A 19,184-nucleotide genomic window follows, 5' to 3' on the forward strand; every position below is an offset into this window, starting at 1 on the left:
CTGACAGGGGCTCGCATTCCATCCCATGACCGGACCCATGAAAGCGACCGTAGCCGACATCGCCAGAAGCTGCGGCTTGTCGACCGCGACGGTCGACCGAGTGCTCAACAATAGGCCGGGCGCAAGCGCGGCCAACCGGCAGCGCGTCTTGGAGGCGGCAAAGCAGCTCGGCTATCTGCCGACGCTCGATCAAGTCGTGCTGCCGTCAAAGCCGGCGCATCTCGAATTCTTCCTGCCGATCGGCAGCAACGCCTTCATGGCCGACCTTGCCCATCATATCGAGGACTATGCAGGGCGCTTGCCGCTGGTCGCCTCCTGCCGCATCCACAATCTCGCCGGGATCTCGCCGGGCGCGCTGCAGGGCGCGATCGAGAACCTCTCGCTCAAGGCCAACGGCGTCGGCGTCATCGCCGTCGACCATCCGCGCACGCGCAACATTTTGCGCGAGCTGGTCGACGCCGGCATCCGGCTGGTCACGCTGGTTTCCGATGTGCCGGCGGCCCCTCGTTCGGCGTATGTCGGCATCGACAACCGGGTGGCCGGACGCACGGCGGCGCTGCTGATGGGCCGCTTCCTTGGCGGCCGGATCGGGCACCTCGCGATGGTCGTCGGCTCGCGCTCCTATCGCGGCCACGAGGAGCGCGAGATGGGTTTCCGCTCGGTGCTCGCAGAAGAGTTCCCCAATCTCACCGTCTCCAGCGCCGTCGAGATCAACGACGAGCCCGACGCCAGCTACAGTGCGACCATGAAGGCCTTGCACAACGAACCTGAACTGCTTGGCATCTATTGCGTCGGCGCCGGACGCTCCGGCGTGGCCAAAGCATTGCTCGAAGCCAAGCCGCGCAGGAAGCCCGTCTTCATCTGCCATGACCTGACCAGGGAAACACGCCGCTACCTCGTCGACGATCTCGCCGACGTGGTCATCGACCAGAACGCGCGGCTGATTGCCGAGCAGTCTGTCATCCGCCTGCTCGGCTCGATCGCCTCGTCAGCGCCCTATCTGACCAAGAAATTCATCGAGCCGCGGCTGATCTTCAAGGAAAACGTGCCGGTGCAGTAGGTGCGAATGGCGTCATCCCGGCGCCTCACTGATTTGTCAGACGATTGATCCCGCAAATCTGCACACCAGCTATGCACGTTTCGCAGTTGCCGAATGGTTGGGCAAATCGTAACTGTTGCGGCGTCGGATGTCTTCCTCCTCCCAGACACCGGCGGTGAATGCGGTGCTCCTCCTCCCGCGCCGTATTCGAAATCGAAGCCCGCTGCCTCCTCCTCCCGGCAGCGGGCTTTTTCTTTGCCTGCATGAGGACGGCGACTGCAGAATCCCCTCACCCGGATTGTCAAATCGAATTGCTTCGCAATTCGGGCTATCCGACCCCTCCCCGAGGGAGAGGAGATCGTTGGCGCCAGCCCAAACCTCTTCTCCCCTCGGGGAGAAGGTGGCCCGAAGGGCCGGATGAGGGGATGTTGTCAGCGCGCCCGGAACGAGGCGATCAGACTTTCGGCCATGCGCACGAACTGCGCGCTCGGGCCTTCGGCGCCAACGCTCTGCATCGAGACGCGCGCGCCTTCGAGCAGCAGCGATAGCGTATCGGCGAGCAGCTCGGCCTGGCCGATGCCGGCATCGCGGCAGAGCGCAACCAGCTTTTCGCGCTGGGCTTCCTTCAGTTCCTTGATGACGCGCCGAGCCGGGTGATCGGTCTCGGTGAGCTCGACGGCTGCATTGGCCATATCGCAGCCGCGACTGTCGGCGCTCAGCAGCTCCGAAGCCTTTTGGACCCAGGCATGCAGTTGGGCGAGCTTATCGCCGGGATGCTTGGCCTCGAACTCGTCCCATATCCTTGAAGCCTTCGACGCCGTGGCGCGCAGGCATTCGACGATCAGATCGTCCTTGGATTCGAAGTGACGATAGAGCGTCATCTTGTTGGTGCCGGCAGCCTCCGTGATGGCGTCGACGCCCACGCCCTTGATGCCGTGCTTGTGGAACATGTCCTGCGCCGTTTCCAGGATCCGATCCCGGGGGCGGGAACGCTCCGCAACGCCGTCAGTCATCATGCTCTCCTTTCATGGTTTCCAAAAAAACCGAGGGTCACCTCTTGACTAGGGTGTTACCGGTCTGTAACTTTCAGATGTTACTTACTGGTAACACCTATATCACTCCCCGTCAAACGACAAGGCCCACCGATAGCCCTGCCAGAGTGAGATAGGACAAATAACCTGCCTGTCATGCGGCTTCGGCCGGTGAATTCGAGAAAAATGCGGTCCGTGATCATTCGATGCAGGCCGCAGCAAGGAGCCGCTCCTATGCAAAAGCGCAAAGACCTGACGATCGACGAAGCCATCCGGGATCCGATGATCCGGCTGGTGATGAAGGCTGACGGGATCGATCCCAACGCCTTCGAACGGATGCTGCGCTCGCGCGCGGCCAAACAGGCGCCGGACGACGACGTCCTGCCATCCTTCCTGGAGGATTCCGGTTCCGGCCGGGCCCGGCGCCTGCGCCATTTCGCAAGACCGTTCGGCGAGGCGTCCGCGTCATGGTAAACTTCTTCATCCACCGCCCGATCTTCGCGTCGGCGATCGCCATCATCATGGTGCTCGCCGGCGCGATCGCCTATTTCCTGCTGCCGGTCTCGCAGTTCCCCGACATCACGCCGCCGCAGGTCGTGGTCAGCGCTCATTATCCGGGCGCCAGCGCACAGGTCGTGGCCGATACGGTCACCACGCCGCTCGAACAGCAGATCAACGGCGTGCAAGGCATGACCTACATGTCGTCGACGAGCTCGAATGACGGCTCCTCGACCATCACTATCACATTCGATGTCGGCTATCCGCTCAGCACCGCGGCCGTCGACGTGCAGAACCGCGTCTCGCAGGCCGCATCCTCGCTGCCGGCCATCGTCAACCAGGGCGGGGTGACGATCAAGAAGCAGAACCCGAACTTCGTTCTGATCGTCGACCTCACCTCGCCGGACGGCTCGGTCGATCCGGTGGCGCTGAGCAACCTCGCCTATCTCCAGGTCGTCGATCCGCTGAAGCGGCTGCCGGGCGTCGGCGACGTGCAGATCTTTGGCGAACGGCGCTATTCGATGCGCGTCTGGCTCGATCCGGACAAACTGGCCAATCTCGGCATCACCGCCGTCGATGTGCAGAACGCCATTTCCGAGCAGAACGTGCAGGTGGCGGCGGGCAAGATCGGCCAATCGCCGGCGCCGGCCGGCACCGCCTTCGAGATGCAGGTCAATGCGGTCGGCCGCTTGAGCGACCCGAAGGAATTCGGCGACATCGTCGTGCGCGCCGATTCGCAGAACGGCTCGCTCGTGCGTCTGCGCGACGTCGCCCGCATCGAGCTCGGCGCGCTGCAATATTCGTCATCGGCCTTCTTCGGCAAGGACCCGACCGTAGTGCTCGCCGTCTACCAGATGCCCGGCTCCAACGCGCTCGACCTGCAGCAGCGGGTCAAGGACAAGATGCAGGAATTGTCGGCGCGCTTCCCGAAGGGCGTCCACTACGCCATGCACTACGATACGACGCGCTTCGTCTCGGCCTCGATGCATGACGTGCTGGTCACGCTCGGCGAAGCGCTGGTGCTGGTGGTGGCAGTCGTCTTCATCTTCCTGCAGAGCTGGCGCACCACCATCATCCCGACCATCGCCATCCCGGTGTCGCTGATCGCGACGCTGGCGGTAATGTACATGCTGGGCTTCTCGCTCAATATGCTCTCGCTGCTCGGCATGGTGCTGGCGATCGGCCTTGTCGTCGACGACGCCATCGTCGTGGTCGAGAATGTCGAGCGACAATTGGAAGCCGGCCTGAAGCCGCTCGCCGCGACGCGCGCGGCAATGGCCGAAGTGACGGGCCCGATCATCGCCACCACCGCGGTGCTGATGGCGGTGTTCATCCCGGTCGCCTTCATCCCCGGCGTTTCGGGACGGCTCTACAACCAGTTCGCGCTTACCGTTGCGATCTCGGTCGGCATCTCCGCCTTCAACTCGCTGACGCTGAGCCCGGCGCTAAGCGCCGCGTTCCTGCGCCATCGTGGCGAGACGCAGTTCGTGTTGTTCCGCTGGTTCAATGCCGGCTTCGACTGGCTGTCGCACGCCTATGCCCATGGCGTGCGCATTCTGATCCGGCTGCGCTGGGCCATGCTCGGCCTGTTCGCGGCGGGCCTGGTCGCTACCTATTTCGTCTGGCAGAAGCTGCCCTCGACCTTCCTGCCCGTCGAGGACCAGGGTTATTTCTTCGTCGTCATCCAGTTGCCGGACGGCGCTTCGCTGGAGCGCACCGACGCGGTGGCGCAGAAGGCGCGCGAGATCCTGCAGAACACGCCCGGCGTCGACATCGTCGGCTCGATCAGCGGGCTGAACTTCCTTACCAGCGCCGCGCAATCGAACTCGGCGGTGGAGTTCGCCATCCTGAAGCCGTGGGACGAACGCGGCCCCGACCAGAACGCCTCGAAGCTGGTCGCCGAGGTGCGCAACAAGTTGCTGCAGATACCGGAGGCATTTGCGCTCTCCTTCGATCCACCCTCGATCCCAGGCCTTGGCACGACCGGCGGCTTCGAATTCCAGGTGGAGGACCTTTCGGGCCGCGGCAGCGCCGCGCTCAACGAGGTCACGCAGGCGCTGATCGCGGAAGCACGCAAGCAGCCGGAGCTCAATCCGCAGCAGCTGTTCTCGTCCTTCTCGACATCGACGCCGCAGTTCAACTACGACCTCGACCGCAGCAAGGCGAAGCTGCTCGGCCTCAACCTGCCCGACGTGTTCAACACGCTGCAGATCTATCTCGGCTCGCTCTACGTCAACGACTTCAACCTGTTCGGCCGCACCTTCCGGGTGACGATCCAGGCCGACAAGGACGCGCGCGGAAACGCGAACGACATCTCGCGCCTCTACGTGCGCAATGCGTCCGGCGGCATGGTACCGCTGAGCACGTTGGGCAAGCTGGTACCGATCGTCGGTCCCGAGACGGTGCCGCACTACAACAACAATGCATCCGCGCTCATCAACGGCGGCGCTGCGCCCGGCTTCTCGTCCAGACAAGCGGTGGCGGCCATGGAGCGGGCGGCGGCAAACGTGCTGCCGCGGGATTTCGGCTATGAATGGACCGGCATCACATATCAGGAGCTCAAGGCCGGATCGATCGCCTCGATCGTGTTCGGCCTGGCGATCGTGTTCGTCTTCCTGATCCTGGCGGCACAGTATGAAAGCTGGGCTATGCCGTTCATGGTGCTGCTTGCCGTGCCGCTCGCTTTGTTCGGCGCCTTCGTCGTGCTCTTGCTGCGCGGCATGCAGATCGACGTCTACTCGCAGATCGGTTTCGTCATGCTGATCGGCCTGGCGGCGAAGAATGCCATCCTGATCGTCGAGTTTGCCCGACGGCGGCGCGAGGAAGGCCTGACCATCGTCGAGGCGGCGATGGAAGCCGCGAGGCTGAGGCTCCGGCCGATCCTGATGACGGCTTTCGCCTTCATCCTCGGCGTGTTGCCGCTGATGTTCGCGACCGGCGCGGGTGCCGCCAGCCGGCAGTCGATCGGCACCACCGTCTTCGGCGGCATGGTCGCGGCGACGATCCTGTCGCTGGTCTTCGTGCCGGTCTTCTACGCGGTGATCGAGAAATTCCGCGAGCGCGGCGGCGAGAACGAACCTGCCGCGGGGCCTCACCATGCCCCGCACCAACAAGAGATTGAACCGACCGCGGAGCCCGTGCGGCTCGCCCAGGCGGCCGAATAGGATTGGAGACCAACATGCGTAAATGGAAAATCGCTTTGGGAACGGCGGTCGCGCTGGGCGCAATCTCGGTGGCAAGCGTGCACCTGCTCGACATGGGCAATCTCAGCCTCAGCGCCAACACGGCGGGTGCGGCACCTGCACCCAAGGCCTTCGTCATGCCGGTGCCGGTGGTGAACGTGGTCAAAAAGACGCTGCCGATCTATCTCGACTACGCCGCGCGCGTCGAGCCGATCCGCAGCATCACCCTGCAGGCGCGCGTGCCCGGCTATCTGCAAGAGCAGACGGCGCAGGACGGCAGCGACGTCAAGCAGGGCGACCTGCTCTACCGGATCGCGCCCGAGGACTATCAGGCAGCGCTTGACCAGGCGAAGGCGCAGGTGCAGCGCGACGCGGCAGCGCTCGAATACGCGCGGTCCAATCTCGGCCGCGGCACCGACCTTGCCAAGGCCGGGTACCTCGCCAAGGACAGCTTCGACCAGCGCACCAGCAACTTGCGCACGGCCGAAGCCGCCCTTGCGGTCGACCAGGCGGCGGTGCGGACGGCCGAGCTCAATCTCGGCTACGCCGAAATCAAGGCACCGTTCTCCGGGCGGATCGGCCGCAACCAAGCCTCGGTCGGCACCCTGGTGAGCGTCGCCGGCACGGTTCTCAACACGCTGGTGCAGCTCGACCCGATCTACGTGACCTTCAATCCGAGCGAGACCGACCTCGTTCAGATCGAGCAGGCCAAGGCCAACGGTCCGATCGCGGTCGACGTGCTGTTGCCCGGCGAGACCGAGCCCAGCCAAAAGGGCCAGCTCACCTTCATCGACAACACGATCGACCATTCGACCGGCACAATCACGGCGCGGGCGACGATCGGCAACGCCAAGTTCACGCTGCTGCCCGGGCAGTATGTGCGCGTGAGGCTGCATTTGAAGGAGCAGCCCAACACGCTGATGGTGCCGCAGGTGGCGCTGGGTTCCAGCCAGCTCGGCAAATACCTATACGTCCTCGGCAAAGACAATACCGTAGACCAGAAGCTGGTGTCGCTCGGCCCGACCAACGGCGACCTGATCTCCGTCACCTCAGGCATCTCCGAGAGCGACCAGGTGATCACCGGCAATTTGCAGAAGATCGGACCCGGAATGCCGGTTTCTCCCTTGCCGCAACAACTCAAACCGGCCAGCTGATAATCCCCATCAGTCCCGGTCCGACGGTGCCCTCGACACCCACATCGAGGGCGCCGTTTTCTTTGCGCGCCTGCAACCCGGAAAAAATCGATAGCCACCCTCTTGTTGGATTGTCGACAATCTGCTTGTCTTGCAGCCGGTTCATCCGGAGTGGCACAAATGGCGAAGCTGGATTTCAGTCCGATCGCGGATACGACGCGCAGGGCCGAGATCGTCGCGCTGCTCAGGCGCGCCATTCTGACCGGCCAGTTGGAGCCTGGGCAGAAGCTCAACGAACTCCGCATCTCCGAGCAGATGCGGGTAAGCCGCGCGCCGCTGCGCGAGGCAATGCGCGAGCTGGTGCAGGAAGGCATCCTGACCAGCATTCCCTATGCCGGAACCTTCGTCGTCGACGTCGCCGCCAAGGACATCGTCGACGCCTATTCCCTCAACAAGGTGCTCGACGACTTCGCCATCGAGCTCGCCTGGCCGCAGCGCGACCAGCGCTTCTTCGACGAGCTAGACCGCCGCCACGACGCGGTGAAGCATGCGACGCGGGCGCTCGACACCACGCGCCAGATCGAGACGGCCCTGCAGCTGCACGGGCTGGTCTACGAGTGGGCCGACAATTCGGTGCTGCTGGAAACCTGGCAGCGGCTGACCAGCCGGCTGCAAATGTATTTTGCCCTGCACCAGCGTGCGCGCAACGAGCCGGTGCCGGCCGAGGACCTGCACGAAACCTATGTGGCGCTGCTCAAGGGCAAGGACATGCGCGCCGCCCAGCGCCATGCCCGCGAGCATATCGACAACGATTTCGAGGCGCTTCTTGCCTATGCGCGCAGCCTCGAAAAGCGCGCATCGAAGGGCGCCTGACAAACCCGCGGACAAACGGACACAAACGTGAAGATCAAGAGCATAAAAGCCTACCATGTCGTGCAGCCATTCGTGGACGGGCCCTACCGCATGTCCAAGGGGCGGGTCGCCGACTGTTTCGATGCGGTGATCGTCGCCGTCACTTCCGACACAGGCGTGACCGGCTGGGGCGAGATGGCGCCACTCGGTAATTTCTACTCGGCCGCGTTTCCGGCGGGAACCCGCGCGGGCGTGCCGGAGATCGCGCCGCATCTCATCGGCCATGACCCGCGCGGGCTGGCCGGCGTCGTCAGGTTGATGGACACGGTGTTCAAGGGCCATCCCTACGTCAAAGCCGCGCTTGATATGGCGTGCTGGGATCTCGCCGCCCGCGCAGCCGACGTGCCGCTGGTGACGATGCTCGGCGGCCGCGAGAGCGAGACGGCGGAACTTTACCGGGTCGTGACCCACGGCACGGTTGACCAGATGGCGGCGCTTGCCAAGCGCATCGTTGCCGAAGGCTACCACCGCCTGCAGGTCAAGGTCGGCGGCAATGTCCGCGACGATATCGAGCGAGTGAGCGCCGTCGCATCAGCCGTGCCGAAGGGCACGGTGATCTTCTGCGACGCCAATGCCGGCTGGACGCCTTATCAGGCGCGCCAGTTCGCCGATGCCACACGCGGCATCGACTACACATTTGAGCAGCCCTGCACGACGATCGAGGAGAATATGTCGGTCCGCCGCATGCTCGACAAGCCGATGGTGCTCGACGAATCCGTCACCTCGCTGGGTGAGATGCTGGAAATCCATCGCCGTGGCGCGGCCGATGGGCTGACGCTGAAGATCTCGCGCCTCGGCGGCGTGACGCAGACGCGGCTGATCCGCGACGTCGCCGTCGATCTCGGTTTCATGATCACCGTCGAGGACACCGGCGGCGCGGAGATCGACACCGCCGCGATGGCGCATCTGTCGCTGTCGACACCGGAGGAGCGCCGTCTGCATGCCATCGCCTTCCACGAATGGGTGACGGTGCGCACCGCCGCCAACAAACCGCCGGTCGCGGGCAGCCGCATGGGCATTCCCGACGGCCCCGGGCTCGGCATCGAAGTCGTGCCGGACCTGCTCGGCAAGCCCTTCTTCGAGATCGGCTGAGATGAAGATCGGGAGCAGCGCGGCAACGCCGATCGGGCTAGCAGGCTTTTCGCTGACCTGAACTGGGAGATCGTCAAAAGGAAAGGAGACCGGCAAATATCCGAGGCGGCCACGATTTCGATCGGGACCGCACGACCGAGTTGGGCATGCATCAAGAAAATCTGACCTTTCCGCTTCAAGGAGCGGATGGACCGGACCAAACTGCATGTTACAGTTCGTTCGACTGAATTCTTGACGATGGCCGGGACCGGAGAACTCCACGGAACGTCGTCAACCGGAATGCACTCGCCAACCACAAGAACTGGGGAAAGGGTTTAGACCCATGAGCAAGAACTACCGCGTTCTCGATCTAATCCGGCGCAACCGCACGCCGCTCGAAAATCACCTCATCGACGGCCTCATCGACGGCCGCGTCAGCCGCCGCGATTTCGTGCGCCACGGCAGCCTGCTCGGCCTGTCGCTGCCGCTTCTCGGCCGCATCGGCGTGGCCGCCGGCTTCGGTGCCGCGCCCTCGCTTGCCCGCGCCCAGGGCGCGCCGGGCGCCACCATCCGCGTCGGCAGCAGCGTGCCGGCCGCAGCGATCGACCCGGTCACCATCGCCGACGCCGGCGGCCTGCTCGTCATGCAGCAGGTCGCCGAATTCCTCTGCGTCGACGGTCCCGACCTGGTGCTCAAGCCGGCGCTGGCCGAAAGCTGGAAGCCGAATGCCGATGGCTCGGTGTGGACCTTCACGCTGCGCAAGGGCGTCAAGTTCCACTCAGGCGGCGAGATGAAGGCCGAGGACGTGGTGGCCAGCATCGACCGGCTTGCCGACCCCGCCAACTCCTCCAACGCGCTCTCGGTGTTCAGCGGCATCCTCTCGAAGGGCGCCAGCAAGAAGGTCGACGACTACACGGTGGAATTCCACCTCGACGCGCCGAACGGCAACTTCCCCTACATGCTGTCGTCCGACAACTACAACGCCGTCATCATCCCGGCGAGCTACAAGGGCGATTACGAAAAGAGCTTCGACGGCACCGGACCCTTCAAGCTGGAGAAGTACACGCCCAAAGTCGGCGCCTCCTTCGTTCGCAATGAGAACTACTGGGGCGAAAAGGCCCTGCCGGAGCGCACCGAATTCACCTTCTTCACCGACATCCAGCCGCAGATCCTGGCGCTGCAGGGCGGCCAGATCGACATCATCAATCAGATGCCGGTGCTGGCGGGCGTCGCCGTCCTCAACGATCCGAACGTCAACGTCCTCAGCCTGAAATCGTCCGCGCATCAGCAACTGCATCTGCGCTGCGACGACGGTCCGATGAAGGATCCGCGGGTACGCCGCGCCATTGCGCTCAGCATCGATCGCAAGAAGTTGGTCGCCGGCCTGATGAAGGGCCGTGCCCAGGAAGGCAATGACAGCCCGTTCGCCGGGGTCTATCCGTCGACGGATACCAGCGTGCCGCAGCGCGAGCAGGACATCGCGCAGGCCAAGCAGCTGATGGAGGCGGCCGGCGCCGGCAAGGGGTTCAAGATAACGCTGACCACCGAGCGCTATCTGGAAATCCCCGAATACGCGCAGCTGATCCAGAACTGGGTCAAGGAGATCGGCATCGAGCTCGAGCTCAACATCCTCGACCAGAGCGCCTATTACGGCGATGCGGTGTTCGGCAAATCGAACTGGCTGGATTCGGTGATGGGCATCACCGACTACGGCCACCGCGGCGTGCCGAACGTCTATCTCGCGGCGCCGCTGAAGAGCGAGGGCACCTGGAATGCCGCGCATTTCAAGAACAAGGACTATGACCAGCTGGCGACCAGCTACATCGCGGCCCTCGACCTCGAGGCGCAGAAGGCTGCAGCCGGCAAGATCCAGAAGCTGCTGCTCGAGGAAACGCCGGTGATCTTCGGCTATTTCTACGACTACCTGACGGCTACGGCGAAAGGCGTGGCGGGCGTGCAGCCCACCGCCATGTCGCAGCTGTTCCTCGAAAAGGCTTCGAAAGGCTGACGCGAGAGAGCAAGCTTATCCGTGACAGCCGGCTCTCGACGGAGGGCCGGCTCCAATAGGAGTATTCGCCATCCTCGGCTTCCTCATCCGGCGCCTGGCTCTGTCGCTCGTGACGCTGTTCCTGCTCAGCGTCATGGTGTTCCTGGGCGGCCAGGTGCTGCCCGGCAATGTCGGGCGCGCGATATTGGGGCCGTTTGCCGACCAGCGTGCCGTCGACGCGCTCAACCACTCGCTCGGCGTCGACCGGCCGCTGCTCGTCCAATACGGAAGCTGGATCTGGAACTTCCTCCATGGCGACATGGGCACGTCCTACATTTTTCGCGCGCCTGTGGCGCCCTTCGTCATCGACGCGCTGGGCAATTCGATGAAGCTGGCGCTTGTCGCCTTCGTGCTGGTGGTGCCGATCGGCATCCTCGGCGGCGTGATCGCCGCGCTCAACCTCAACCGGCCGCTCGACCGCATCATCAGTCTCGGCGGATTGTCGGTGACGGTGCTGCCGGAGTTCGTCACCGGCATCATCCTGATCCTGATCTTCGGCGTCTGGCTGCGCTGGCTGCCGATCGCGGCGGCCTGGCCGAAGGGTGCCGGCTTCTTCACCCAGCTCTATTATCTCATCCTGCCGTCGCTGCCGCTGTTTCTGGTGCTGTTCGGCTATATCGCTCGCATGGCGCGGTCGGGGATGATCGAGGCGCTCGATTCCGACTATACGCGCACCGCGGTGCTTAAAGGTCTGCCGTGGCGCACGGTGATCTGGCGCCATGTGCTGCGCAACGCGCTATTGCCGACCATCACCGTCATCGCAACCCAGACCGGCTATCTCATCGGCGGCCTTGTCGTGATCGAGACGCTGTTCCGCTACCAGGGCATCGGCTCGCTGATCTTCACCGCCGCGCGCGGCAAGGATTTTCCGATGCTCGAGGCCGGCATCCTCACCATCGGCATCGTCTATGCGGTGGCCACATTGATCGCCGATTTCCTCTATTCGGTGCTCAATCCGCGCATCCGGCTGGGAGCGGAGCAATGAGCGCTACAGACACACCCGCGAACCTGCCAACGCCGGACGCCGCGACACAGCGCAGCCCCTGGGGCGAGGTGCTGCATTCGTTGCTGCGATCGGGAACCTTCCTGACCGGGCTCGGCATCGTCCTGTTCTGGATCGTCTGCGCGCTGTTCGGCGAGCATTTCGTGCCTTACGATCCGCTTGCCGACGACATCATCAACGCGCTGGCGCCGCCGTCGGCCGAGCACTGGTTCGGCACCGACCAGATCGGCCGCGATGTCTTCTCGCGCGTCATCGTCGGCTCGCGCGATATCCTGACGGTGGCGCCTTTGGCCACCATCCTGGCGACCATCGCCGGCACCGCGCTCGGCCTCCTCATCGGTTATTTCCGCGGCATCGTCGACGACGTCGTCAGCCGCGTGCTTGAAGCCTTCATGGCGATCCCGGTGGTGATCATCGCACTGCTCGCCATCGTCGCGCTCGGCACCTCCAAGATCACCGTCATCGTCGTCATCGGCTTGAGCTTCGCACCGATCATCGCCCGCACCGTGCGTTCGGCGGTGCTGGCCGAGCGTGAGCTGGACTATGTCGCGGCAGCAAAGCTTCGCCACGAAGGCGCGCTGCACACGATGTTCGTCGAGATCCTGCCCAACGTCATCCCGCCGATCCTGGTCGAGACGACGGTGCGGCTGGGCTATGCGATCTTCGCCGTTGCCACGCTCTCCTTCATGGGCTTCGGCATCCAGCCGCCCTCGCCCGACTGGGGGCTCTCGATCTCCAGCAATTACGGCATGATCGGCGGCGGCTTCTGGTGGACGGTGCTGTTCGACGCGCTGGCGATCGCCTCGCTGGTGATCGGGGTCAACCTGGTGGCCGACGGCGTCCATGGAGCGTTCAATGACTGACAGGAACGCGCTCGAGCTCAACGATCTCTCGGTCGCCTATCGCGTCGGCGGCCGCAACCGGGCGGTGCTGCGCAATGTCAGCTTCAAGATCGGCCGCGGCGAGGCCTATGGGCTGGTCGGCGAATCCGGCTGCGGCAAATCCACCGCGGCGCTGTCGGTGGTTCGCTACCTGCCGCGCAACGGCTCGATCACCGGCGGCTCGATCGCGCTCGACGGCCAGGATGTGATGAAGCTCGATGCCGAGGCGCTCAGACGCGCCCGCGCGGAAAGCGTCTCCATGGTCTATCAGGATCCCGGAAAGGCGCTGAATCCGTCACTGCGCATCGGCCGCCAGTTGACCGAGATCTTCGAGCTTGCCGGCATGTCGGGACAGGCGGCGAGCGACAAGGCGATCGCGATGCTGAATCTTGTGCGCATCTCGGATCCGGCCAGCGTCATGCAGCGCTACCCGCACCAGCTTTCCGGCGGCATGCAGCAGCGCGTGGCGATCGCCATGGCCTTGGCCAACGATCCTTCGATGCTGATCCTCGACGAGCCGACGACCGGTCTCGACGCCACGGTCGAAGCCGAAGTGCTCGACCTGATCGCGCAGTTGCGCCGCGAGCTTTCAGCCTCAATCCTGTTCATCAGCCACAACCTCGCCGTGGTCTCCAACATGTGCGACCGGGTCGGCGTGCTCTATGCCGGCATGCTGGTCGAGGAAGGCTCGACGAAGGACGTGTTCAACGATCCGCGCCATCCATACACGGTGGCGCTGCTGCGCTGCCTGCCGCGTGGCGGCCAGCGCAAGGATCAGGGCCGGCTCGACACCATCCCCGGCTTCTTGCCCGGCATCGGCGCTACGATCGTCGGCTGCGCCTTCGCCGACCGCTGCGCGCTGGCGACGGAGCGCTGCCGCAGCGAGGCGCCGCCGCTCTATGAGCTTGGAGGCGGCCGGCTGTCGCGCTGCCACTATCACGACAAGGCGCAGTCGCTGCCGCGCGCGACACCCGCCGAGATTGCCGCCGTCGCGCCGAAGCAGGCACCGCCCGTGCTGCAGGTCGAGGGGCTGAACAAAACTTATGCCAGCCATGGCCGTCCGCTGAGGGCGGTGAAGGATGTCTCGGTCAGCCTGCGGCCCGGCGAGACGCTCGGGTTGGTCGGCGAATCCGGCAGCGGCAAGACCACTTTCGCGAGGCTGCTGCTTGGCCTGGTGCCGCCGGACGAAGGCGGCAGCATCGAACTCGAGGGCAAGCAGTTGGCGCCGCGGCTCGCCAGCCGCTCGGAGGACCAGGTCAAGGCGGTGCAGATCGTCTTCCAGAATCCGGACTCGGCGCTCAACCGCTCGCATTCGATACGGCATATTCTCAGCCGCGCTTTGAAGCGGCTGGGCGGGCTCACCGGCAAGACGCTGGACACGCGGCTCGAGGAACTCGTCCGCTCGGTGCGGCTCACCGACCGGCATCTCGCGGTCAAGCCGCGGCAGCTCTCGGGCGGGCTGAAGCAGCGCGTGGCGATCGCGCGCGCCTTCGCCGGCGATCCGCGCATCGTCGTCTGCGACGAGCCGACTTCGGCGCTTGACGTGTCGGTGCAGGCGGCGATCCTCAACCTTTTGGCCGACCTGCAGTCGAAGCAGGATGTCAGCTACATCTTCATCTCGCACGACCTCGGCGTGGTGCGCTATCTCTCCGACAAGATCGCGGTGCTCTATCTCGGCCGCATCATGGAGTTGGGGCCCTCGGAAGCGGTGTTTTCCGGCCCGCACCACCCGTACACCGAAGCACTGCTGTCGGCGGTACCGAAACTCGATCGCATGGAGAGCGGGCGCATCCGCCTCGACGGCGAAATCCCGAGCGCCGCCAACCCGCCGACGGGCTGCGTCTTCCACACGAGATGCCCGCGCAAGATCGGCGCGATCTGCGAGACGCAGGAGCCGCAACTTTCCGAGGCCGAGCCCGGGCACACCATCCGCTGCCATATTCCTTTTGCGGAACTGGCAAGGCTGCAGAAGCCGAAGGCCGTGGAGCCGGCGTGATCGCCGCCAGAATGCGGCGCGTCTGCTGGATTGGCTGCGCCGACGGCGGCGCAGGGCGGCAGCGCTCTGACACTGTCGCGCTCCTCCCTTAGCGACGTCTACAACGCCTGCCGGGCGGCAACCTCGTCTCGAACCGTCCGTAGGGGTCCTTGCGCCTCTCTATGCTGCCCGACATCACCCGCCCCGCATTGTCTCGGAGTCTTCGCCCGGCTGTTTCCTGAGCAGACCACCGAAATCCCGGTTGAAATATTTTTCAAATACAAATAGGAATGTTCAAAAGGTGATCGCGGCGCACTGGCGCGCCAAGGACCGGAGGAAGCGACATGTCCCATCCGCAATTCGCAGCGGAACTCCTGCAGCGCGCTGAGAAACAAGGGCCGATCACCATCGGTCTCGCCGGCGCCGGACAGATGGGAACGGATATCGTCGTTCAGGTCGCACTCATGCCGGGCATGCGCATCGGCGCCATTTCGGAGGTCAGGCCGCAGGTGGCGATCGACGCGGCGCTGCTTGCCGGCCATGACCGTTCCGAGATCGTGCAGGCGGCCAATGCCTCGGCCATCGACCGGGCCATCGAGGCCGGCAAGATCGCGGTCACCGAAGACCTGCATGCGCTCGCCGCCGCCGGCCGCATCGACGTCATTATCGACGCAACCGGAAATCCCAATATCGGCACGCTGTTCGCGCTCGAAGTGATGAAGAACGGCAAGCATATCGTCATGCTCAATGTCGAGGCCGACATCACCATCGGCCGCTTCCTGAAGGAAGAGGCGCGCAAGGCCGGCGTCGTCTACACAGGTGCTGCCGGCGACGAGCCTGCCTGCACGCTGGAGATCATCGGCTTCGCCAAAAGCCTCGGCTTCAACATCGTTGCCGCCGGCAAGGGCAAGAACAATCCGCTGAAGTTCGACGCCGTGCCGGCCGACTACGAGAAGGAGGCGGCCGAGCGCAACATGAATGCGCGCATGCTGGTCGAGTTCGTCGACGGCTCGAAGACGGCAATCGAGATGGTGGCGATCGCCAACGCGACGGGACTGGTGCCCGACGTGCCGGGCATGCACGGCCCGACCGCGACGCTTGAAGAACTAGCCAGCGTGCTCTGCCCGCGCGAGGATGGCGGCGTGCTCCATCGCAAGGGCGTTGTCGACTATTCGATCGGCAAGGGCGTGGCGCCCGGCGTGTTCTGCATCATCGAAACCAAGCATCCGCGCGTGCTGGAGCGCATGATCGACCTCAAGGTCGGCAAGGGCCCCTATTTCACGATCTTCCGCCCCTATCACCTCACCAGCCTGGAAGTGCCGCTCTCGGCGGCGCGCGCCGTGGTTTACAGGCGCGCCGACATGGAGCCGCTCGACCATCCGGTGGCCGAGGCGGTGGCGGTGGCCAAGACCAATCTCGGCACCGGCCAGTCGCTCGGCATGATCGGCGAGAACGACTATCGCGGCTTCGCCATGACTTGGGAGGACGCGCGCGCCAAGGGCGCTCTGCCGCTCGGGCTTGCCGAACGCGCCAAGGTGGTGAAGCCGGTCAAGGCCGGCGACTTCCTGACCTATGAAAACTGTGTACCCGACGATTCGATGGTGATAACCCAGATCCGCCGTCGTCTCGACCAGTCGGACGGACGGTTCGTAACCAACGCGGCCTAAAGCGCGTCGCGCTGAAACGGATCCAGGCGACGCGCTTTAGGTCTTTGTTTTTATGCATGTCGTTTTCGCAAAACCGCTGCACACTTTTGCGCGACATGCACCAACCCTCTGGATCCCAGCCTGATGGACGATGTCGTAATCGGGATCGACGCCTCGACGACCGCCGTGAAGGCGATCGCTTTTGCGCGCGACGGCACGGAGCTTTTCCAGGCACGCGAGACCTACCCGCTGTCCAATCCGGCGCCCGGCCACTTCGAGCAGGACGCCGAGCATTGGTGGACCGCCCTTTTGTCGGTGCTGAAGCAAGTCGCCGACAAGGTCGGCGCGGGGCGCGTGAAGGCGATCTCGATCGCCCACCAGCGCGAGAGCTTCACGCTGATCGACAGCGCCGGCAGGCCGCTCATCCCCGCCATATTGTGGCTCGACGAACGCGCCCGCCGCCAGGTGGCGCGGCTTTCGGAAGAACTTGGCCGCGAGGCGATCCGCGACTGGAGCGGCAAGCCGCCGGACCCGACGCCGGCGCTCTACGCTTTGGTCTGGCTGATGGAGCACCGGCCGCACGCGTTGGCGCAAGCGGCCGCGCTGGTCGACGTGCACGCCTTCTTGGTCCACCGGCTTACCGGGCGGCTCATCACCAGCACGGCGAGCGCCGATCCGCTCGGCCTGCTCGATATCGCGCATTGCACCTGGCACCCAAGGCTGGTCGAGGCGGCGGGCCTGCGGCCGGAACAACTGCCGGAGCTCGCAGCCCCGGGCGCGGTCTGCGGCACGTTGTCGGAAAGTGTCGCGGCGATGATCGGCCTGAAGGCAGGCACGCCGGTTATTGCGGGCGCCGGAGACGGCCAGGCGATGGGCCTCGGCATGGGAGTCTACGGTCCCGGCAAAAGCTATCTGTCGCTGGGTTCAGGCATCGTCAGCGGAAACTATTCCGACACCGTCACGACATCGGATGCGTTCCGCACGCTCGTTTCGCCGACCGGCTCCGGCTTCATGCTGGAGACCGTGCTGCGTTCCGGCATGCAGTTGGTCGACTGGATCGTGCGCACCACCGGCGCGGCTTCGGCCGCGGTGCTGGAGAAGGCTGCGAAGGATGTCGCACCAGGCAGCGACGGATTGCTGGTCATGCCCTATTGGGCAGGCGTCATGAGCCCTTACTGGGACGGCTCGGCGCGCGGCGCCATCGTGGGCCTGTCGCTCGATCACGAGCCGAAGCATCTCTTCCGCGCGGTGCTGGAAGGCATAGCGCTGGAGCAGGCGATCGCGACCGATGCGATGGAGGAACAGACCGGCAAGGCCGACGCGATGATCGCGGCCGGCGGCGGAACCAATTGCGCGCTGCTGATGGAAATCATGGCGAGCGTGCTCGAGCGGCCGCTCTTCGTCTCGCCGGTCAACGAAGCGGCGGCGCTGGGGGCCGCCATGCTCGCGGCCTCGGCAATCGGCTGGTTCGCTTCGCCGGAGGAGGCGGCAAAGGCGATGGCGGCACAGCCGGCAAGGCAGGTCGATCCTATCGAGGCGCTGGTTCCGGCCTACCGCGCCCGCAAAGAAATCTATCGCGACCTCTATCACGCGACACGCGACATCCATGCGCGGCTCGGCGCGATTATCGGAGCTACCGGCTAAGCAAGCCCTTGGCTGCGTCTTCGTCGGTGATCAGCACCGAGACCTTGGTGTTGGCGAGCGCCGCATGCATGACGGCGATCTTCTCCCGCCCGCCCGACACCAGGATGGTCGTCGGAATGTCGGAGAGATCCTGCAGCGGGTAGGCGCAGACGCGGCGATTGACCTCGTGGTCCACGATGCGACCCTCGGCATCGATGAAGTGGCAGAGGATATCGCCGACCGCGCCGGCCGCCTGCAATTCCTCGAGCTCGCTCGGCTTGATAAAGCCGTAATTGGCGATCGGGCTGTCGCTGGAGAAGGAGCCGACGCTGAGCACGGCGATGTTGGCGCGCCGCGCCCTAAAGACCACATCCTGGACGCTGCGCTGGCTCATGAAAGCATCGCGCTGCTCCGGCCTGTCGGCATAGACGGGCACGGGCAGCAGATAGCATTCGGCCCCGATCTTCTCGGCGAATTCCCAAGCGCTCTCGGTCGGATTGAGCGGCTGCGCGTGGGTGAGGCCGCCAAGCATCGAGACCACCGTGGTCCTGGCAATCGGCCGCCTGGGCAATTCGTTGATGGCGAATTTCAGCGTCCTGCCCCAGCCCAGCGCGATGACGTCGCCAGGGTTGACGTTGTCGGCGAGATAGGCGGCGGCGGCGTGGCCGATCATCAGCGGCGCGTTGCTCCGGTCGGCGGCCGACGGCACGACCACCGCCTGGCTGAGGCCAAAGCGCTGCTTCAGGCCTTCCTCCAGCTGCACGCATTCGACGACGCTGTCGCGAATGCGGAACTGGACCACGCCCTCCTCACGTGCGGCCGACAGAATTCGGTGCACCTTGATGCGGCCAACGCCGAGGATCTCCGAGATCCGCTCCTGCGTCAGCCCTTCGACATAATAGTGCCAGGCGGCTCGGGCCTTGAGCTCGGCATCCGGAAAACGCGAGACCTTGTCGTTCTCGATCGCCGCCATGCTTATGCCTCCCGTATGCGCTCGACTTCCCTATGGCAAACTGTCGGTTCACGCAAACTGCCGCCGAATGGCTGCGCGGCACTTGACAATTTTCTGATGAACGTTTTAGCTGAACAAAATTGCAGATCAAAGATAAATTGTTCACAAGGGAGGATGCCTGGTGAACAAGA

The 19,184-nt window shown here is 64.6% G+C and carries 15 protein-coding genes; 12 read left to right on the forward strand and 3 right to left on the reverse strand.

The annotated features are described in order from the left end of the window. Positions 1–37: 37 nt before the first annotated feature. Positions 38–1,060, forward strand: a complete 1,023-nt coding sequence (locus tag CK220_RS14930; protein ID WP_095812271.1) for a LacI family DNA-binding transcriptional regulator — start codon at positions 38–40, stop codon at positions 1,058–1,060. Between the two features lie 410 nt (positions 1,061–1,470). On the opposite strand, the gene CK220_RS14935 is transcribed toward CK220_RS14930, so the two are convergent. Beyond that, entirely contained in the window at positions 1,471–2,052 is a 582-nt protein-coding gene (locus CK220_RS14935; protein WP_095812434.1) for a TetR/AcrR family transcriptional regulator, read from the reverse strand. Positions 2,053–2,304: 252 nt separating this feature from the next. On the opposite strand from CK220_RS14935, the gene CK220_RS14940 reads away from it, so the two are divergent. The 3 genes from CK220_RS14940 to CK220_RS14950 are packed head-to-tail and all read left to right on the forward strand — an operon-like array spanning position 2,305 to position 6,904. After that, entirely contained in the window at positions 2,305–2,544 is a 240-nt protein-coding gene (locus CK220_RS14940; RefSeq protein ID WP_095812272.1) for a hypothetical protein, read from the forward strand. Then, positions 2,538–5,732 carry a multidrug efflux RND transporter permease subunit gene (locus CK220_RS14945; RefSeq protein WP_095812273.1) on the forward strand — a complete coding sequence of 1,065 codons (3,195 nt, stop codon included), beginning with the start codon at positions 2,538–2,540 and terminating at the stop codon, positions 5,730–5,732. Before CK220_RS14940 ends, CK220_RS14945 begins: the two co-directional genes overlap by 7 nt. Before the next feature lie 14 nt (positions 5,733–5,746). Next, a complete protein-coding gene (locus tag CK220_RS14950; protein ID WP_095812435.1) occupies positions 5,747–6,904 on the forward strand; it encodes an efflux RND transporter periplasmic adaptor subunit in 1,158 nt (385 codons plus the stop codon). Here CK220_RS14950 and CK220_RS31930 read toward each other — a convergent pair. Next, positions 6,888–7,049 carry a hypothetical protein gene (locus tag CK220_RS31930; RefSeq protein ID WP_176479097.1) on the reverse strand — a complete coding sequence of 54 codons (162 nt, stop codon included), beginning with the start codon at positions 7,047–7,049 and terminating at the stop codon, positions 6,888–6,890. The two genes, CK220_RS14950 and CK220_RS31930, sit on opposite strands and share 17 nt — an antisense overlap. 14 nt (positions 7,050–7,063) lie before the next feature. Here CK220_RS31930 and CK220_RS14955 point away from each other — a divergent pair, with 14 nt between their 5' ends. From CK220_RS14955 to CK220_RS14990, 8 genes are all read left to right on the forward strand, one after another. Further along, entirely contained in the window at positions 7,064–7,756 is a 693-nt protein-coding gene (locus CK220_RS14955) for a GntR family transcriptional regulator (protein ID WP_095812274.1), read from the forward strand. Between the two features lie 27 nt (positions 7,757–7,783). Then, complete coding sequence (locus CK220_RS14960; RefSeq protein ID WP_095812275.1) at positions 7,784–8,887, forward strand: mandelate racemase/muconate lactonizing enzyme family protein; 1,104 nt, start codon at positions 7,784–7,786, stop codon at positions 8,885–8,887. 322 nt (positions 8,888–9,209) lie between these two features. Then, entirely contained in the window at positions 9,210–10,874 is a 1,665-nt protein-coding gene (locus CK220_RS14965) for an ABC transporter substrate-binding protein (RefSeq protein WP_095812276.1), read from the forward strand. Between the two features lie 85 nt (positions 10,875–10,959). Then, complete coding sequence (locus CK220_RS14970; RefSeq protein WP_278055482.1) at positions 10,960–11,898, forward strand: ABC transporter permease; 939 nt, start codon at positions 10,960–10,962, stop codon at positions 11,896–11,898. Continuing rightward, positions 11,895–12,779, forward strand: coding sequence for an ABC transporter permease (locus CK220_RS14975; protein WP_095812436.1), 885 nt, complete (start codon positions 11,895–11,897; stop codon positions 12,777–12,779). Before CK220_RS14970 ends, CK220_RS14975 begins: the two co-directional genes overlap by 4 nt. Continuing rightward, on the forward strand, positions 12,772–14,793 hold the full coding sequence (locus CK220_RS14980; protein WP_245429211.1) for an ABC transporter ATP-binding protein: 2,022 nt from the start codon (positions 12,772–12,774) through the stop codon (positions 14,791–14,793). Before CK220_RS14975 ends, CK220_RS14980 begins: the two co-directional genes overlap by 8 nt. A gap of 323 nt (positions 14,794–15,116) precedes the next feature. Continuing rightward, positions 15,117–16,439: a homoserine dehydrogenase gene (locus CK220_RS14985; protein WP_095812279.1), complete on the forward strand. Its 1,323-nt coding sequence runs from the start codon at positions 15,117–15,119 to the stop codon at positions 16,437–16,439. 123 nt (positions 16,440–16,562) lie between these two features. Then, on the forward strand, positions 16,563–18,062 hold the full coding sequence (locus CK220_RS14990; RefSeq protein WP_095812280.1) for an FGGY family carbohydrate kinase: 1,500 nt from the start codon (positions 16,563–16,565) through the stop codon (positions 18,060–18,062). Here CK220_RS14990 and CK220_RS14995 read toward each other — a convergent pair. Then, entirely contained in the window at positions 18,052–19,014 is a 963-nt protein-coding gene (locus CK220_RS14995; RefSeq protein ID WP_095812281.1) for a sugar-binding transcriptional regulator, read from the reverse strand. The two genes, CK220_RS14990 and CK220_RS14995, sit on opposite strands and share 11 nt — an antisense overlap. Between the last annotated feature and the right edge of the window lie 170 nt (positions 19,015–19,184).

The sequence above is a fragment of the Mesorhizobium sp. WSM3860 genome, from assembly GCF_002294995.1.
In the GTDB taxonomy this organism is placed as follows: domain Bacteria; phylum Pseudomonadota; class Alphaproteobacteria; order Rhizobiales; family Rhizobiaceae; genus Mesorhizobium.